At 58.2% G+C, this 16,817-nt stretch carries 14 protein-coding genes and 1 pseudogene; 5 read left to right on the top strand and 10 right to left on the bottom strand.

The features are described 5' to 3' along the window. Nucleotides 1–172: 172 nt before the first annotated feature. Genes NKK51_RS26595 through NKK51_RS26580 form a run of 4 tightly spaced genes read right to left on the bottom strand, consistent with a single transcriptional unit; the run spans nucleotide 173 to nucleotide 5,115 of the window. On the bottom strand, nucleotides 173–1,243 hold the full coding sequence (locus tag NKK51_RS26595) for an adenylate/guanylate cyclase domain-containing protein (RefSeq protein WP_023809563.1): 1,071 nt from the start codon (nucleotides 1,241–1,243) through the stop codon (nucleotides 173–175). A 3-nt stretch (nucleotides 1,244–1,246) separates the two neighbouring features. Beyond that, nucleotides 1,247–1,741 (bottom strand): Rab family GTPase, encoded by a 495-nt coding sequence (locus NKK51_RS26590; protein WP_023809564.1) that lies wholly within the window; start codon nucleotides 1,739–1,741, stop codon nucleotides 1,247–1,249. Nucleotides 1,742–1,754: 13 nt separating this feature from the next. Continuing rightward, nucleotides 1,755–4,433 (bottom strand): OmpA family protein, encoded by a 2,679-nt coding sequence (locus tag NKK51_RS26585; RefSeq protein ID WP_352442500.1) that lies wholly within the window; start codon nucleotides 4,431–4,433, stop codon nucleotides 1,755–1,757. A gap of 7 nt (nucleotides 4,434–4,440) precedes the next feature. Continuing rightward, entirely contained in the window at nucleotides 4,441–5,115 is a 675-nt protein-coding gene (locus tag NKK51_RS26580) for a coiled-coil domain-containing protein (protein ID WP_031212622.1), read from the bottom strand. A gap of 905 nt (nucleotides 5,116–6,020) precedes the next feature. Between NKK51_RS26580 and NKK51_RS26575 the strand changes: the two genes are divergently transcribed. Then, nucleotides 6,021–8,927, top strand: a complete 2,907-nt coding sequence (locus NKK51_RS26575; protein ID WP_352555098.1) for a trifunctional glycosyltransferase/class I SAM-dependent methyltransferase/polysaccharide deacetylase — start codon at nucleotides 6,021–6,023, stop codon at nucleotides 8,925–8,927. Nucleotides 8,928–9,019: 92 nt separating this feature from the next. Here NKK51_RS26575 and NKK51_RS26570 read toward each other — a convergent pair whose 3' ends face one another. After that, complete coding sequence (locus tag NKK51_RS26570) at nucleotides 9,020–9,145, bottom strand: hypothetical protein (protein ID WP_352555103.1); 126 nt, start codon at nucleotides 9,143–9,145, stop codon at nucleotides 9,020–9,022. On the opposite strand from NKK51_RS26570, the pseudogene NKK51_RS26565 reads away from it, so the two are divergent. Beyond that, a pseudogene (locus NKK51_RS26565) lies at nucleotides 9,086–9,309 on the top strand (hypothetical protein); the annotation flags it as partial. The gene NKK51_RS26570 and the pseudogene NKK51_RS26565 overlap by 60 nt on opposite strands. A 23-nt stretch (nucleotides 9,310–9,332) precedes the next feature. On the opposite strand, the gene NKK51_RS26560 reads toward NKK51_RS26565, so the two are convergent. After that, nucleotides 9,333–10,460 carry a RelA/SpoT domain-containing protein gene (locus NKK51_RS26560; protein WP_352555097.1) on the bottom strand — a complete coding sequence of 376 codons (1,128 nt, stop codon included), beginning with the start codon at nucleotides 10,458–10,460 and terminating at the stop codon, nucleotides 9,333–9,335. A gap of 728 nt (nucleotides 10,461–11,188) precedes the next feature. On the opposite strand from NKK51_RS26560, the gene NKK51_RS26555 reads away from it, so the two are divergent. From NKK51_RS26555 to NKK51_RS26545, 3 genes are all read left to right on the top strand, one after another. Beyond that, a complete protein-coding gene (locus NKK51_RS26555; RefSeq protein ID WP_352555102.1) occupies nucleotides 11,189–11,665 on the top strand; it encodes a UvrD-helicase domain-containing protein in 477 nt (158 codons plus the stop codon). Nucleotides 11,666–12,296: 631 nt separating this feature from the next. After that, nucleotides 12,297–12,716 (top strand): tyrosine-type recombinase/integrase, encoded by a 420-nt coding sequence (locus NKK51_RS26550; RefSeq protein ID WP_352555096.1) that lies wholly within the window; start codon nucleotides 12,297–12,299, stop codon nucleotides 12,714–12,716. A 74-nt stretch (nucleotides 12,717–12,790) separates the two neighbouring features. Next, the gene (locus tag NKK51_RS26545) at nucleotides 12,791–13,063 is read left to right on the top strand and encodes a hypothetical protein (RefSeq protein ID WP_352555095.1); all 273 of its coding nucleotides are present in this window, start codon (nucleotides 12,791–12,793) and stop codon (nucleotides 13,061–13,063) included. An 81-nt stretch (nucleotides 13,064–13,144) separates the two neighbouring features. On the opposite strand, the gene NKK51_RS26540 is transcribed toward NKK51_RS26545, so the two are convergent. The 4 genes from NKK51_RS26540 to NKK51_RS26525 all read right to left on the bottom strand — a co-directional run bounded on the left by NKK51_RS26540 (nucleotide 13,145) and on the right by NKK51_RS26525 (nucleotide 16,804). Further along, complete coding sequence (locus tag NKK51_RS26540) at nucleotides 13,145–13,495, bottom strand: hypothetical protein (protein WP_352555094.1); 351 nt, start codon at nucleotides 13,493–13,495, stop codon at nucleotides 13,145–13,147. Between the two features lie 104 nt (nucleotides 13,496–13,599). Further along, complete coding sequence (locus NKK51_RS26535; RefSeq protein WP_352555093.1) at nucleotides 13,600–14,715, bottom strand: ABC transporter substrate-binding protein; 1,116 nt, start codon at nucleotides 14,713–14,715, stop codon at nucleotides 13,600–13,602. A gap of 71 nt (nucleotides 14,716–14,786) precedes the next feature. Further along, complete coding sequence (locus NKK51_RS26530; RefSeq protein WP_352555092.1) at nucleotides 14,787–15,722, bottom strand: SMP-30/gluconolactonase/LRE family protein; 936 nt, start codon at nucleotides 15,720–15,722, stop codon at nucleotides 14,787–14,789. Nucleotides 15,723–15,748: 26 nt separating this feature from the next. Beyond that, the gene (locus tag NKK51_RS26525) at nucleotides 15,749–16,804 is read right to left on the bottom strand and encodes an ABC transporter permease (RefSeq protein WP_352555091.1); all 1,056 of its coding nucleotides are present in this window, start codon (nucleotides 16,802–16,804) and stop codon (nucleotides 15,749–15,751) included. Nucleotides 16,805–16,817 lie beyond the last annotated feature (13 nt).

Genomic DNA, 16,817 nt, shown 5'->3' with positions numbered 1-16,817 from the left:
GGCGCCACATCGGCCACCTCGTCGAAACCATCGAGGCAGCCGAATGCAAGAACTACTTCGAAAACGCAGGCTACGCTTCCGTCAAAATATGAAACGCTCTAGTTGGGTCAAATCTTTGCGTTGATCATTTGCGGCTTGAGATGCAGTGCGCTCCAGGATCGTCAACCGGAAATCAGGCTGGGAGCCGCCACATTCGTACACGACCTGCACCACGCAATTCCGTTTCCTCAAGTGGGTCGCAAGCAAATTTTGGCCCAAGCAGTTGGCGCGTTGCATCGGAGATACGGATTTCACCGGGCTCCGCGGACGTTTGAATACGTGAGGCGAGATTAACGGTCTCGCCCCACAGGTCATAGGCGAACCGCCTTTTGCCTATGACGCCAGCGACGATCGGTCCCGAGTGAATTCCAATTCTCAGCCTTATCGGTTCTCCTGCGAAGAGTTCGCGCTTGACCGCCTTGCGCAGTTCAACTGCATAGTGCGTGAGGGCTCGTGCATGATCGGATCGCGCGGTGGGCAGGCCAGCGACCACCATGACACAATCGCCGATAGTCTTGATCTTTTCGCAGCCGTGTCGTTCCGAGAGCCTATCCGCCGCCTTGAAGAAGTAATTCAAGATAGCGAGCGTAGTCACCGCTCCGACGCTGCGCGCTCTTTCGGTAAAACCGACGATGTCGGCAAAAAGCACACTCACCTCCGCGTGGTTGTCGGCAATTTTCTTTTGCGCTTTCAACCGCTCCGCGATCGACGCCGGAAGAATGTTGAGGAGCAGGGATTCCGCGCGCTGGTATTCACGCGACAATCCCTCCTGACTCTTCCTCAACGCCTCATTGGCCGAATGTAACTTCTCGTTGAGTTGGCGCTCCCTCTCTTGCAGAAGAGTCATTTCATAAGCCTTCTGTTGAAGCCGCTGCTTGTTGTCGCGTTCGGCAGTGGCATCAAGAAAGAGCAGCCACACGCAGTCATCATCAGCAAAAAGATGAAGGTCCGCGACACGCCCGCTGGGCAGTTCGACCATAGGCATATGAAATGGAAGCTCCGGGCAAGGCAGCAAACCCTCCATGAATTCAAGCTGGTCGGCTACAGGCTTACCGATGCGAAGGCATGAGAGCCCGTAATGTTCAACGTTACCGCCCTTCGCCGCTGTCCGCAGCTGGGCGTCAATTTTCACATACGCAATAGCACGCTCGTTGTAGAAGAAATCGTAAATCCAGCTTCCGACCTCTCTTGGCAATCTTTGCATGGTCTATTTGGTGACCATCGAAGCGAGTTTAAGAAACGCATCATCGACATGCTCACCCGAGAGCGCACTTGTCAGATAGACTTGCCATCCGCGTTGCCTCAGTTCGTCAATTTCTCTATCTGGTATTACCCACCGATCGGCCAGATCTGATTTGTTGAAAAGCAGTACGAACGGCATAGCACCGAATTCAGCCTCGACCCGCTCGCGCAGCGTGAGTGCAGCGGTAAGGGTAGCGGCGCGGGTTCCATCGACGACAAGCACGAGGCCTGTCGCACCTCGCACATGGCTGACGCGGAATGAGCCGATATCATCTTCGCCGGCCAAATCCCATAAAATCAGATCCACTGTTTTGTCCGGGAGTGCGACACTCTTTTTGTCGATTTTCACTCCCACCGTGGTCAAGTAGGTCTCTGAAAAGATGCTTTTCACAAACCTGCGAACCAGGCTCGTCTTTCCAACAGAGAACCCGCCCAACATACAGATCTTTTTTTGCAACATCTTGGGCTCCGACCTAGTCCAAGTTTACCGTAACGGAAACCCGGCGATTGGTGGAGCTACCAGCCTGACTATTTTCAGGCACCGCCGGTTCAAAGGTGCCCGCGCCCCGAACCAGCAGCAGTTCCGGGGCGACGCCGCGCTTGTTGAGAAGCGCACGAACTGTCTCGGCACGGGCGGCGCTGATCGACGCGTTGGCCGTCTCACGGCCCGTGGTGTCCGAATGGCCGGTCAACATGAACCGCGCAGTTACGCCTGACTTGCGGGCATTTTGGGCGAATTCCTTTATTTGATCCGCCAATCTGTCGAGAACCGGCGTCTGCTCTGGTCCCGGCACAACTTTGCCGGAAGAGAAGAAAATGTCGGTCGTCTGGATAGACTCTCTCAAATGATTGAGCTCTGCAAGGTCCAGCTCACGCAGTTGCGAGACATCCAGAACCACTCCGTCCGCCGAAAGTTGTTCAGCGGCGGCCTGCGCCCGGTCGATCCAGGCGGCAGGAGCCTCGCCCACGACAACGATGCGACCCTGGATGATCGAAAGTCGGACCGATTTCGGCGGCGTCAGCGACGCCGTCAGCCGCTTCACCACAAACTTCGGATCAAGGCTCTGGTAGAATTGCCACTGTGAATGAACGCGGGCAGGATCGACCTCCGTTCCGGACAGCAGAGCTTGCGGGTCGGCGGCAAGCGGGTCTCGCAGGCCGGAAATATAGAAATGTCCACCCCTGGTCGATTGTTGGGCGACGACAATTCCCGGTTGGGCCTCAAGTCGCGACACATAATACTGCCAGTGCTCCGCCGCGCGTGCTTCGGGGCTCACATCACGAACCTTGGAAATGTCGAATTCCGGTCCACCTGCCGAAAGCTGTCGGGCCGCTGCGCGCGCCCGATCTATCCAGGTGTCGGGAGCCTCGCCCTCGGCAATGATGCGATTATTGACGATCGAAAGTCGTACTGTATCCGGTGGATACAGCGACGCCGTCAGCCGTTTCAACACGAACTCCGGCTCAAGGCTCTGATAAAATTGCCATTGTGAATGAACCCGGGCGGGATCGACCTGCGTTCCAGACAACAGCGACTGCGGGTCGTCGGCAAGCGGGTCTCTCAGGCCGGCAATATAGAATCGGCCATCGCGTATTTTTTGTTGTGCAACGATGATGCCCGGCTGGGCCTCCAGTCGCGACACGTAGGCCTGCCAGCGCTTCGCCTCGAGTACTTCGGGGCTTACGTCACGAACCTTGGAGATGTCGAATTCCGGTCCGCCTGCCGAAAGCTGTCGGGCCGCTGCACGCGCCCGATCTATCCAGGTGTCGGGAGCCTCACCCTCGGCAACGATGCGCTCATTGTCGATTGATAGTCGTACTGAATCCGGCGGAGCCAGCGACGCCTTCAGCCGCTTCAGCACGAACTCCGGTTGAAGGCTCTGATAGAATTGCCACTGCGAATGAACCCGGGCGGGATCGACCTGCGTTCCAGACAACAGCGACTGTGGGTCGGCGGCAAGCGGGTCTCTTAGGCCGGCAATATAGAATTGGCCGTCGCGCGCCTGTTGTTCGGCAACGATGATGCCCGGCTGGGCCTCCAGTCGCGACACGTAGGCCTGCCAGCGCGACACATAAGCCTGCCAGCGCTGCCCGGATTGCCAGGAAAGAAAGAACCAACCGCCTGCCAGAATCAAAAACAGCAGGGCCACGGCGGCCACCAGCCACGGAAATCCCTCGTTTGATTCCTCCTGCTTCTGCTCCACGCAGGTCCGCAATTGCGCCTCTACCCCGGCCAACTGCGAACTGTCGCCGTCAAACTCTACTAAAGCCTGTGAGCATTCCTCATGGATGCGAAGCAATACATCGCGAACTATTTCATGCAATTCCTCTGGCGGATTTCCCCGGATCACCGAAACCAGGGTCGCAAACGGTCCAACTTCCGACCAGAGACGAAGGTCGCCAAAACGGATAGTGTCCAGGCCGCTCTGCTCTCTCTCGTTGAATGAATCTTTCACAAAATCTTGAATTGCACTAAGCATCGACGAAATCAGCTGGGGATCTTCGCTCGTCGCATTGTCGGCAGCTACATGCGCTATCAAAAGCCCGGAATTACGATTAATGAGAAAGGCATGCTCTACACGATAGATAAGAGAATGCTTTAGGACAACTTCCGAGAAGCTCGCACCTGTCCTCCAAGCTTCAAATCTCCACTTGAGCCCATGCCAGGTAAATATATGTCTTAAAGTTTCATTCAGTGACTGAAATGTCTGGTCGATCTTTTCCCCGATCGACTTGCGGATTGCCGGCAGAAACACCGGGTATAATATATCCGTCAGCGTGCGCGGGCTCTTCTGGATTGACCGTTGCACAGCCCGTTCGACAGCTGGCGCAAGCGCCTCGCCGAGCTGCGCATGAGTCGCTCGCGCGACCGCAATGGGAAGAACATCGCCCACCGCTGCCGCAAGCTGCTCGGGTTCGTCCAGCAGATGCGTAACTCGTGAAAGCTCCGAAATTTCGCGGCTGACCAGCAACTGGCGCAGCGTTTCCATGCGAGGATCGGCGGTTGGAACTCCGTCGAAACGCGCACGATAGTCCGGATCAACGTTCCGGGCAATTTCGACCAAAAGACGAGCCAGAGCCTCGCGATCAATTTCTGTATCGTTCGAGGCTGTTCTTTGTGGAAGACTGATTGGGTCGACGGTTGACGTCAAGGTCCCATCAACTCACTTTCCAGCTACGATCCGAGTTGCCCTTGCTGCCGACGGGATCCTGATTCAGACATTTCGCAACCTCTACAAACAGGCCAGCCAAAAGATTTCGGTCGGTCTTAACGTTGCTGAGATCGGCAAACATTTTCTCTATCAGCATCTGAACGCCTTCATTCTTCTGCTTAATTTCCTCACGCAACAAATGATCGTTTCGATTTATCCGGTCCGAAACGTCCCGCTCAAGCGCGCTCAATTGATCCGATAACGCACGCACCTGCTTTTCAAGTGCCTGGTTTTGCTCGCGAAGATTCCGGTCAATCTCCTTGTCGGCATCGGCTCGTGAGTCTTTTTCGTTCCGCAATTGCGCCGCGAGCGAATCGATCTGCTTCTTTGCATTTGACTCGTACATCTCAAGATTGCGCTTGGCTTCGGATTCGACATCCTTGAAGCGCTGCAACACCCGTTCTTCAAGCTTGGAAAAACGGCGGTCATAGTCCTGCATCTGGTTGCCGAACAGCAGATCGCGTATCTTGTCGACACCTACGGCGTCGCCGGCGCCCCCGTTTTCGCGAACCTGGGCCGCCATGAAGTTCAGCCCGCTTCCGTCTGCATTACCAATCAAATTTGCGTCCGCTTTGTTTGCGGAGGAAACGGCACTCGAAGTACTCGAAGATTCCTTGGCCATCCTTATACCCCTCTATTTGAACCACCTGCCACAGCGCAGAGACCCATAAACAGGTGAAGATGCCAGCAAAATCCGCGACCTGCAAGCCGGAATCTTCTTGGCGCAAACCAATTTGCGTGCTCTTTTTACACCTCTTGGACCGGCCGAAAAAGCACCAGTACCGCTAGGTGTTGCTCTCACCCCTCTCTGTGATAGCAACCATAGCCGTTTAATCTAATTGGTTATCGAGCGAAATCTACTATGAAGCCGAGTGATACAGTGGCATTATGTATATCTATTTAGACAGACGTAAGTAATGAGTTTTCATTAGAAATTGCTAAAATAGCTGATCCAGTGAGCAGCATATTGGCTCTCGCTCCGCTATATACTGCCACCATCAGCTTCCGGCGCGATCTCAACAGTAGAAGGAGAATCTTCTTCTTACACGAGGAATCGCCGATCAAGAATGCAGCCCGGAATCGAGGTGTTTCGGTCGATAGGAGAGAGCAATAGGTCCCAATAGCTGGCAGTCATTCAACCAAAGCTTCAGTGGGCTTGCATTGCTGCGTCGTCGATTGCAAAGGACGGCAGTTTGCCATAGCCAGGTGCCAGGGACCGCAGCTTGTGGTCATGGTGCCGATTTCAGGGATCGACATGAGTATGCGGCATGCTTGGTTTTGACGTGCATCTGCGACAGCCGGCGTCCGATCTCGGCGGCACGGATGAAATGCTGCGCCAGGCTTCTAATGTCGCTAGCACGACAGGAGCAAGCTCGCACTGCAGCCAAATGGCGGCGCGACGGCTCGGAAGAGTTTACGGGAGACTGTTTGGACGCAGCATCCTCGATGACCGTTTCCTTTGGCGGGGAAATCGCCGGCTATGTCTTGGGGCTCTTGTACCTTCGAACCAGGCGTGGGTAAGACGGCATGGCGCATAATCCATTGGTTTCAATCGTGGTTCCTGCGTACAACGCAGAGGTGACGCTGGCGCGCGCACTCGATTGCCTCCTCGATCAGGAAATCGTGGATTGGGAGGCGATCATCGTCGACGACGCCTCCGCGGACCGCACCCCCGCGATCATTGCCAGTTATGTGGAACAAGATTCCCGATTTCGGACGTTGAATTCTTGCGCCCGTGGCCCCGCCGGCGCGCGCAATAGCGGGATTTCGACGGCGCGGGGCCACTGGCTCATGTTTCTGGATGCGCACGATTGGGTAGACGCCAGCTTCCTCGCGAAAATGCTAGCCGCACTGGAGGCTGCGCCCGATTCAGTGGCCGCCTATTGCGGCTCCCAATGCGTGATGCCCGATGGCGAACTTATCTGGTTGAGCATCTCGTCAGAGGTTGCGATCCAGCCCTTTGAAACATTTGCCCGCCGGTGTTCCATCGCCACCCACGCGCTGCTGCTCGACCGGGAGACAATCGTCGAGTTGGGCGGTTTCGATGTGTCGCTGCGCACATGCGAGGACTGGGATCTGTGGCAGCGCCTCGCCCGTCTCGGCAGAAATTGGGTAATGGTCGACGAGCCGCTCGCCTTCTACCGGGCTAGCCCCAACTCGCTCACCCGCAATTCATCTCAGATGCTGGCCGACGCGGAAATCGTCATCGCCCGTGGCTTCTCTGCCGACTCCAGAGTCAAACACCCGGTGACTATCCACGCCAACGGAGCGAACTCGGCGGATGGCCGCACCGCTTCCGAAGCACTCGCGTGGTTCGCATTTTGGAACGCCGCGTCGGATTGCGGCGGCGGCTCGGGCTCGATCAACCCGCAGTCCCTGCGCGCGCTTCCGGCCGGACGCAAGTGGGCGAGTGAGATCGCCAAGGTAGCCATCAACGGCCTTGCGGTGGGAAGCCTGTCTGTGCCGGCGCAACTGGCTGCCAGGTGGGGAAGGTTCGGCCGCGCCATCACCGAGTTGATTACCGAACTCGGCAAGGTCTGGGACAATCCCGCAGCGGCTCGCCGCATCCAGTATCAGCTTGAGCAAATGCTTCTCGACGCCGACGATCTTGGCGCGCCGCGCAGGCTGGCGCGAACACTTGGAATCCGCGTCGACGCTCGAAATCCGACCTCGACCGAACTGCCGGAAGGAATCGACCAAATCTATGCCTACCTGATGATGGATGGCCACATCGAGGCCGTCGTACAATTCGGCGTGCTCGGGACAGTGACAAGGGATCATTGGATTGAACTGATCCGGAATTTCGTACCGCAAAAGGAGGCTGGCGCCAACACTCCGAACACGCTTCCAGCCCGGGCATTGTCAGGCACAGCCGAACGCGAGCCTGATCCGGACAGCCATTTCGGCAAACTCGCGAGATTGGCTGCGCAAGCGCGGGAGTTGGTCCGGTCGAGCGCCGAACCTGCGGAGCCTTCTGCCGCGCCGCGCCGTGCACGGCCCAGGCACGACGAGAATCGCACGTTGTTCTGGAATGGCTATTTCACGACCGAGGATCCCTGGAACTACAGTTCGTCCTATGAGCAGGAAAAATATGAGCGGCAACTCGAGATTCTGCCTGCGGGTCCCATCGGACGGGCACTTGAGCTCGCCTGCGCGGAGGGCCACTTCACGCGGCAGCTGGCGCCGCGAGTGGGCCATCTGACCGCAACCGACATCTCCGCCATAGCCGTGGGACGGGCCCGCGCGCGATGCAGCGATCAGCCGAACGTCGAATTCGGCGTACTGGATTTCTCCGCAGACACGCTGCCGGGTGAAATGGATCTGATCTTCTGTTCGGAAGTGCTCTACTATCTGGATGATCTCGCCGAGTTGCGGCGCATTGCCAAAAAATTCGCAGAGGCGTTGGCGCCTGGCGGCAGTTTCATCAGCGCCCACGCATTCGTGCTGCGTGACAATGTTGAAAGGACGGGGTTCGACTGGAACACATTCGGGGCACAAGCGATCTCAGAGGCGCTCGCAGCGACCGAAGGTCTCGTCCTCGAGCAGTCGATCCAGACCGAGCTCTATCGCATAGACCGCTTCCGCCGCCTGTCACCGCACGATGTAGTGACGGAACCGAGGATTGATCATGCGCCGATCCGCGCGCCCATCGGACTCGGGGTCGCCCGAAATATCGTCTGGGGCGGGGCGCGGGCCTTGCGCCGCGACGTCGCGCGCAGCGAGCGGCGGCCACGTATCCCTGTCCTCATGTACCACAGCGTCGCCGAAGAAGGTCCGGCTGCCCTCGCCCGTTTTCGGCTAACGCCCGCCGCATTCGCCAGCCAGATGGCATGGCTGCGCGCCAATGGCTTTCACGCGACCACGTCCGAGCAACTGGAACGGTCCATCGCCAACCGTCAGCCTTTCGCTGGCCGCCCAGTGCTCATCACCTTCGATGACGGCTTCCAGAATTTTGCCGACCAAGCCTGGCCAACCTTGCGCGCGAACGACCTGACCGCGGAAGTGTTCCTGGTGACTGACCTGGTGGGTGAAAGCGCGCAGTGGGATGCCGAAAACGGTCCGCCGACGCAGCTTATGGATGCCGGGACGGTGCGGCGGCTCGCCGCCGAAGGTGCGTTCTTCGGAAGCCATCTCGCGACGCATCGCGCGATCGATGGTCTGTCGAGCTCTGACTTGGCCGCCGAACTGCTGCGCTCTCGTATGTTCATCGAACGTTGGACCGGTCGGCCAACCTCGGCGTTCGCGGCACCCTTCTCTGTCACCGACCGACGGCTCGGCAGACTGGCCAAGGAGTCCGGCTATCGGATCGGCTTCGGCAGCAGACACGGGCCGGCGGACCTTAATTGCGATCCCATCGATCTTCCACGCATCGAGATTCGCGGGGATCGCTCGCTCGACGACTTTGTCGCCACCGTCGAGGCCATGCTCGATTAAACGGTGAACTTTGTCACGGTCATCGGTCCCGCTCACGTGCGCAAGATCGACGAAACGCTCCGCACTCGCCAGACTGCTGCGATCGCCCGATGTCACCCCGAGATCGGAATGACCTGCCCCGGCGGCTGAGTAAACACTGCCAAAATACCCGGCGCATCAGCATATTCAAGCGTGGCATGCGTGGCACCTATCAGGCCCTGCGTAGAAAGCATCTTCACCGCTACCTCTCCGAATATGACTTCCGCCATAATTCACGCGCAGCCCTGGCATGAACGACGATGCGTGGGCCGGTCGCAGCCCTGATGGTATCGTCGGCAAACGCCTCGCCTCGGGTTACTTCATACGGAAGCGACGCCGCTTAAGCCGACCCAGTGCAGGCTAACTGTATTGGATAGCCGCTTTTCCCTAGCAGATGGATTTCAGATTACGAGCAAATAAGGAAACGTCTCCGAAGTAATTCGGATACATTTCCACAAGCTTTTCTTGCTTATCCACCTCGACCAAGACAGCCTTTATCTCACTGCCCCTTAGCTCGATTTTTTGCTCGATCTCTTTCAATTTTCGTGCGCCTAATATAAGTGCCGTGAAAGGCTCGACGGTCAGTTTACGATCTTCCCGATATTGAAGCAAATAGAATCGAGTTTTTTCCGCTTGATGTACGAAATTTTCTGGGCATCGGGTAGTATTCTTGATTTTTTCTAGTATGCCGATCGCATCTATACGCTTGTTGAGATCCCGCAATTCTCGAACCCGGTCATTGTGATCCGGAACACTTACATGAACGGGGCACTGCTCAACGTGCGCGAATTCCGCCGACATAAGCTGGAAAAGGCGAAGCCAATCCTGGTCGCCCTCTCCGTGCTTCAAATCCTGGCCCCGGAATAGCCCGACAGCCTCAACCGCAGTTGCCCATGAGTGCTGAAGCTTGGTACGAACTTGCAACTCGATGCGTCGTCCGTCGAAAGCCTCGGTGTCGGCATCTCTGGGTCGGTATTTGAAAACAATATGGTGACTTCGATACCCGTCCGGCTTCGGCTCATCGATATAGTTAAACTCCCTAGAGTGGATCTCATGGGGGAACTTGTCTCGCATCGATGCGAGAAGCGAGCGAACACCTTTGATATCGGCCATGATCGCTCGGCAACCGCCGATGTCGTTCATGGTGTCCAAATTGGTGGTGGACTCTCGAAGCTTCCGACGAATGGATGCCATGCGCTTCGGCCGGGATGCCATGTCGCCCTCCAGTCGCAGGGCTCTTATGTGATGACCGACAGAGAACCGAACGCTGCGCATCGGCAGAAAGTGCGAGTCGCGCCAGCTATTGGCGATTGAGAAGATTTCGAGTGCGTCCACATACTGGCCGACAGTGATGTCTCGTCCGAACTGAATAGGTTTTGCCAGCCGGTCGCCTGCCTTGCGAACGGCTTTCATGCTGTAGGCAAGGCGCGGGTACTCAGTCATTGGAGCCAAGAAATCAAGATAGCCCGCCTCATTCTGGACTGGCGGGACTATCGCAGGGGAATCAGATCCCAAGAGTCATATCCGTTTGGGTAAGCGAAGGTACCATAGCGCGCGACATCGGATCTCCGCGAGCGATCGTCTCGGCCGTATCTGCCTAGATCGCGCCCCTGGACATGACGCGGACGTAGATGCCGTCACGGTCAGCCAGCTTATAGTTCTTTTCAGTGCTTTAAGGGCGACGCCGACAACATAGCAATTGCCTCCTGGAAGATACCTCAGGACAATTGAAGGCTTCATGGCAGGAAATTGCCTTTTCTCCATCGCATTGGGCATTAAAAAGCACCACCGTGAGCCTTATTGCTCTGATGGTGGTACCTAGAAATCCGGGTGGGCGATATGCGAAGGTCCATCAAAGCCAATCGACGTTTGAGTGGGCCTGAATCATTCCCACTCGATTGTTCATGTCGGCGACGATCAGCGTCGGTGGCGGCAGTCATCGAGGATTGGTCTTCGAACGATCTCCTCCCCATCGGCGGTGGCGCGACCGATAGGCCGCATGTTGAGGACGGCCATGCCGAAGCCGGATGCGACGGCCGAGCGCACCGTTTCGTAAGAGCGCGTGCGAAAGCGCACCTCCGGCCGTTTCGCCAGCTCCTCGATCGGCTCTCGAACGCGTGAGGACGATGCTGGGAAATCTTCCTGAATGATCCGTGCGGAACATTGGAAACCTTCGGACGGGTTCGTTCTGGAGCCCAATGCCCTAGAGGCAGCAACAGAGACCGAAGCCAACCTAGCGCTCACTGCCGGACCGGGAGCCGGCAAGACGGAGATGCTCGCAACGCGCCGACTTTCTCCTGCGGACGCGAAGCTGCAGATACCCAAAGCGAATCCTTGCGATCTCCTTCAAGGTCGATGCCAGCACGAACCCCAAGGCGCGCGTAAGGCGCCGGTGCGGCCACCAGCTTGGGGAACGCTTCGACAGCTTCACATTCCATCGCTTCGCGCTCCGCATAATCCAGCAGTTCCGCCTCGCGCTCACCGGGCAGGACGTACTGGCTGCGGACTTCTCCGTCGGGCCGGCTCGCATCCAGGGCCAGTCGATTACATTCAGGGACATGATCCCTCTTGCGAAGACGATCGTCGAGGGCAGCGTGATCGCGCGGAACGCGCTGAGGAAACATACAGCCAGGTATTCTTGGACGAGTTCCAGGACTGCACCGATCTCCAGTACGGCCTCATTAAGGCCTGTTTCCTTGGAACCGGCGCGCAACTCGTAGGGGATGTCATGAAAGACAGTCTATCGCTATCGTGCAAAGGGAATGCCTGAAATCCGCCTCCCAGGTCAGCCCGGCGATCCGGAATTCGAGGCTGCCTACGAAAAGGCGACGCAAGGCCAGGGCCTCAAGGCAGCTATTATCGACCTACCCGGTCGGGCGTTGCCAAAGACATTCGGTCATGCTGCGCGGCGGCTTGAAGCGACGATGGAATGGCTGGACTTTGACGAAGCGACGCAGCGGAAGAATGCCCGTCTTATTGAACGCTTCCTTCGGATGCAGGTCGATCCTGCCTGTCCGCTAACTTGGCGCGATACGCCCGTCGAACATCTCGACGCCGACCATCTGCGTTCGATTATAGAAAGCGTCTTTGCCGCCACAGGACGGTTGCCAAGCACCTGCTGGTCGCAATCAAGAAGCTCTTGTGGGTGGGGATCGAAATTGAGAAATGGATCAAACCGCAGAACGAATCCTCACTGTCGATCCACGTCCGGATTCCTAATCGACCGCCAATCCCGCGTGGCGGGTCCCCATTCGGGAAAAGTTCGAGGCGCGCCATCCGATTGGCTCCCCGCCCCGCACCTGCTACGCGCTCGCGTTCTGGCTCGGCAACCGTCGAGGCGATATCGCCTCGTTGGAATGGGACGATTTGGTTTTCGAGGAGATCGAACTGTTCGACGGGGCTCTAGAGGTGATCGAGGCCTTCGATTTCCGGCAGAAGAAAACCGCAACCATCACGGCGGGCGCGAGATGTTTATTGGCGCCGCTTGATCGTTCGAAAGGCGGCACGGTGCTGAAGAATGCCTATGGGCACCCATTCGCGGAAAAGAGCCTCACCGGCATGATGGCACATTGGCACAAGCAGGCCGGCATTCCGGAGGGGTACACTCTGCACGGGCTACGCCGTACCTTCGGCACGTATCTCGCCGAATGCAACATCCAAGCGCACGCTATCATGGAGGCGATGGCATTCTTCCATGACGGTGACGGACGAATATGTCCGAGAGGCCAACAAGAAGCGAATGGCTGTCGACATAGCCCGCGCCATCAATGAGCGCGAGGCCAAACGCGATGCGATGAAGCAGCGAGCGGCCCTGCGCGTCGTCAAGTAAGTGAAATCAACCGACCATGCGCAGCGTGGCCATATCAGCGGCCCTTTTTTTGGGGCCCACAATGGGTCCAAAACGTTTTGGACCGACGCATATTTTGATCAATAGACTCAATGGTTATGGTGGTGCTGGCAGTCACTGGCGAACCAATCTCTGTCCGATTTCCCTGTTAGGCGCGGAAAAACAGCGAATTTTCGCGATTTTCCGCGCACAAGGTGAGTTTTTGCCGGAAACTCGGCGCAAATTCAACGCCTTAGTAAAGGATTCCCTGCGCGTGCTAACAGCGAAATGATCGTGGCCCAACAGGGACATCCAGAACGGCGCTTCAAACTTGAACGTCCTGGCTATGTAGGTGCCGCGGCGTTTGCGAGATCTAGGCCGAGACGTCGCCGTAGCCTGTTGGATACTCATTTGCCTCGAAAACATGGTGATGGACGCGGCCAGTAAACATCTTCAGCAGATCACCGGTCACATCCCGACTTTGAAATCTCACATCGGACTGAAGCGCCCGGTTGCAGGTGTCCATATCGGGATAGCGAATGGCAAGAGCCATTGCGTAGACGGGAGCACCCTCGTCCCGCGCGGTGCCATCCAGGACGCGAACCTCTTGCGCCCCGGGAAATTGCGTCCACAGCGGCACCAGCTTTTCCTTGACGAAGTGCCGGAATTCGCTCTCACGCCCAGCATGGATTTCACCTTCGAAGAAAGCGCAGCGGATGATCATTTTGAAGTTCCTGATATCTGCGATGGAGAACGTCTGACGGTCCCCGGGTTGCAAAACATGCGGCTTGAGGGCGCACCGGTGATGCGCCCACCTCGGCGGAAGGCCTATTTGCCCCAGATTTTCTTGTACTCGTCGCGGTAGCCATTGTCGGGGTCGAACGCATTCTTTGGGCCGCCATCGAACTCGACATTGTCGGCCGTCACCACATGCAGCGGCGACAGATAGCCCGACCATTTCTCGCCGGCGATGGCGCGGTTGAGTTCGTCAACCAACTGCCAGCCCTGCAGGTTGAGCGGTTCGGCAACCGTCACCTTCTGGAACTGGCCGGCGCGGATGCGCTGATAGGCCGATTCCGAACCGTCGCCGGCGGCGACATTGATCGGCGCATCCGTGCCGGCCTTGCCGGCAGCCGCAAGCGAGGGTCCCATGAAGTCGAAATAGAGGTCGTTGATGGCCAGAGAATGCGTCCAAGCATCGCCGTACTTCTGTAGCAGTGAAGTGGTGAGCTGCGGCATGCGCTGCGAGGTCTCGGCGATCGGCGTGTCGACATATTCGAGGACCTTGCCGCCCAGCCGTTCGATCTCCGCCTTCATCTTGTCGGCCTTGGCGATGGCGATGGCATAGGTCGAATCGGTGAAGATGATGACGCCGGGCTTGCCCTTGGCATCGGCATAGGCCCAGTCGGCCGCGGCCGTGGAGACCTGCATGGCGTCAGTCGAGACGTTGGCGAAGACGCCACTCTTTTCATCAGGCCCGATCACCGGCCCCGCATGCCAAGAGACCAGCGGTATACCGGCGGCCTTTGCCTGTTCCAGCGCCTGCGCCTGCTCGATGGCGTCGAAGCCGTTGATGACGATGCCATTCGGCTTCAGCGCCATGGCCTGACCGAAGGCAGCGGTGCGGCCACCAATCGAGCCAGCGCCGTCGATCACCTTGACCTCCCAACCGATCGCCTTGGCTGCTTCCTCGACGCCGGTGGTGACACCCAGAATGCCGCCGTTCTTGAGATCGCCGGCGAGCACGACGATCGTCTTGCCCGGCTGGGCCTTCGGACCGCTGGTCGGGCCGTCCCAGGCCGTGACCTTCTGGGCATATTTTTCGACTACAGCCATGGCGTCGGCCATCGCATCCGCCCGTGCCTGGCCGGCGAACAGGACCGGAGCAGCGATTGTCATGGCCATCAAGGCGACGGATGATTTCAGGAATGTTCTGCGTTGCACGTTGGTACCTCCCTTGGTTTCAAAAATTGGCTGTCCGGAACTGGACGTCCGCGGGTTGCATGGGCGCCAGGTCACTGGCTGATATGCCCAGCCACCGGGCCCAGACCGGCTGGATGCGCGTTGACATAGATGGAATAAAGCGATGTCTGGGCAGTGATGTAGAGGCGGTTGCGCTTCGGACCCCCGAAGCACAAATTGGAGACGATTTCGGGAACCATTATACGCCCGATCAGCGTCCCGTCCGGCGCGTAGACCCGAACCGCATCGGCGCTGGAGGCCCAGATGTTGCCATCACGATCGACGCGGAATCCGTCGAAGAAACCTGCCTCGCATTCGGCTAGGGTACCGCGCGGGCGTGGCGAATAGCCATCTTCGGCAACATCATAGCCCTTGATCGCGCGCGGCAGGCCCTGGACATGGCTTGCGCCGGTGTCCGACACGTAGAGGATCTTCTCGTCTGGTGAAAATGCCAGTCCGTTCGGCTGCACCAGGTCGGTGATGACCGCGCCGACCTTGCCCGAGGTTTCGTCGAGCCGGTAGACGTGGGATCCGCCGATCTCGGGCCGGGCGATCCTGCCTTCATAGTGGCTGTCGATGCCGTAGACCGGATCGGTGAACCAGATCGTCCCATCGGATTTGACGACCACGTCGTTCGGCGAATTGAGGCGCTTGCCGTCGACGGTCTCGACAAGGGGCCGCCAACTGCCATCATGTTCGAGGCGCGAGACGCGGCGTCCACCATGCTCGCAGGCGACGACCCTGCCTTCGCGATCGAGCGTATGTCCGTTCTGGTTGTTGCAATGCGTCTCGAAGACACTGACAGAGCCGTCGCCTTCGTCGTAGCGCAGCAGCCGGTCGTTGGGGATGTCCGACCATAGCAAATGCCTGGCGGCCGGAACGTAGACAGGTCCCTCGGCCCAGCGGCTGCCGGTCCACAGCTGTTCGAGCTTGGCATGCCCTATTGTCAGCTTTCGGAACCGATCGTCCAGAATCTCATAGTCGCTCATGTCGTGATCCCCGAGGCTTTGGCTTGTCACTTCGAGGATTGCGCGACAGTCTTGATCCTGGCCCTGTGTGCCGCGCCGCGCTTGCGCTGAGCGTAGCCGGCAATGCCGATAGCGACGAGCAGCGTCACGCCATTGAACAGCGGTTCGACGAAGAACGAACCACCGAACTGCTGGATGCCGGAAATGCCGACGGCGAGAATGATGACGCCGGTCATCGTGCCCCAGACATTGACGCGCCCGGGCTTGATCGTGGTCGAGCCGAGAAAGGCGCCGACCAATGCCGGCAGCAGATATTCCAGCCCGACGCTGGCTTGGCCGATACGCAGCTTGGAGGCGAGCAGCACACCCGTCAGCGCCGTCAGGAAACCCGAGGAGATGAAGGCGCCGATGACGAAGCGACGCACCGGAATGCCGTTGAGAGCGGCGGCCTTCGGATTGGCACCGATGGCATAGACGTAGCGGCCGATCGGCAGATATTCGAGGATGATCCAGAGTGCTGCGGCGATCGCCAGCACATAGAGGCCTGTGATAGGCAGCCCGAATACCATCGTGCCATTGAGGGCGTAAAAGCCGTTGGGCAGAACACCGACCACCTGCCGGCCGCCTGTGTGCCAGAGCGCCAGCGCATAGAGCACCGTGCCGGTGCCGAGCGTGGCGATGAATGAGTCGATGCGGGCAACTTCAACCAGAAGGCCATTCAGGAATCCGGTCGCAGCCCCGAGAAGCAGCACGATCAACACCGCCAGTGGCCAAGGAATGCCGAACATGGTCTGCAGGCTGATGGCAAGGATGTGCCACAGCACGATGCCGTAGCCGACGGTCAGGTCGATGCGCCCGGACGCCATCGGGATCATCGCCGCCAGCGACAACAGCGCGATGATCGCCTTGTCGGAGATGATCGAGCGCAAATTGAGCAACGTCGGAAAGGTGTTCGGCAGCAGGATTGAAAACAAAAGGATCAGCAACGCCGTCAGGATCACCAGCCCGTAGACCGGCAACAGCCGGATGATCTTCTGCCCCAATGGCAAACCCGCCATTTCGCCGCGGGTCGGTTCGAGTGCGCTGGATTCGATCGATTGCATGGCTTTGCTCCGG

The organism is Mesorhizobium sp. M0011 (assembly GCF_040324155.1).
GTDB lineage: Bacteria > Pseudomonadota > Alphaproteobacteria > Rhizobiales > Rhizobiaceae > Mesorhizobium.
Note: the sequence above shows the minus strand (reverse complement) of the source record. Positions and strands in the feature narration are given on the sequence as shown.

Excerpts from the sequence above, each read along its gene's own strand:
- NKK51_RS26595 (WP_023809563.1), bottom strand. The coding sequence starts at position 1,243 with ATGCAAAGATTGCCAAGAGAGGTCGGAAGCTGGATTTACGATTTCTTC.
- NKK51_RS26590 (WP_023809564.1), bottom strand. The coding sequence starts at position 1,741 with ATGTTGCAAAAAAAGATCTGTATGTTGGGCGGGTTCTCTGTTGGAAAG.
- NKK51_RS26580 (WP_031212622.1), bottom strand. The coding sequence starts at position 5,115 with ATGGCCAAGGAATCTTCGAGTACTTCGAGTGCCGTTTCCTCCGCAAAC.
- NKK51_RS26575 (WP_352555098.1), top strand. The coding sequence starts at position 6,021 with ATGGCGCATAATCCATTGGTTTCAATCGTGGTTCCTGCGTACAACGCA.
- NKK51_RS26545 (WP_352555095.1), top strand. The coding sequence starts at position 12,791 with ATGCGCAGCGTGGCCATATCAGCGGCCCTTTTTTTGGGGCCCACAATG.
- NKK51_RS26540 (WP_352555094.1), bottom strand. The coding sequence starts at position 13,495 with ATGATCATCCGCTGCGCTTTCTTCGAAGGTGAAATCCATGCTGGGCGT.
- NKK51_RS26530 (WP_352555092.1), bottom strand. The coding sequence starts at position 15,722 with ATGAGCGACTATGAGATTCTGGACGATCGGTTCCGAAAGCTGACAATA.
- NKK51_RS26525 (WP_352555091.1), bottom strand. The coding sequence starts at position 16,804 with ATGCAATCGATCGAATCCAGCGCACTCGAACCGACCCGCGGCGAAATG.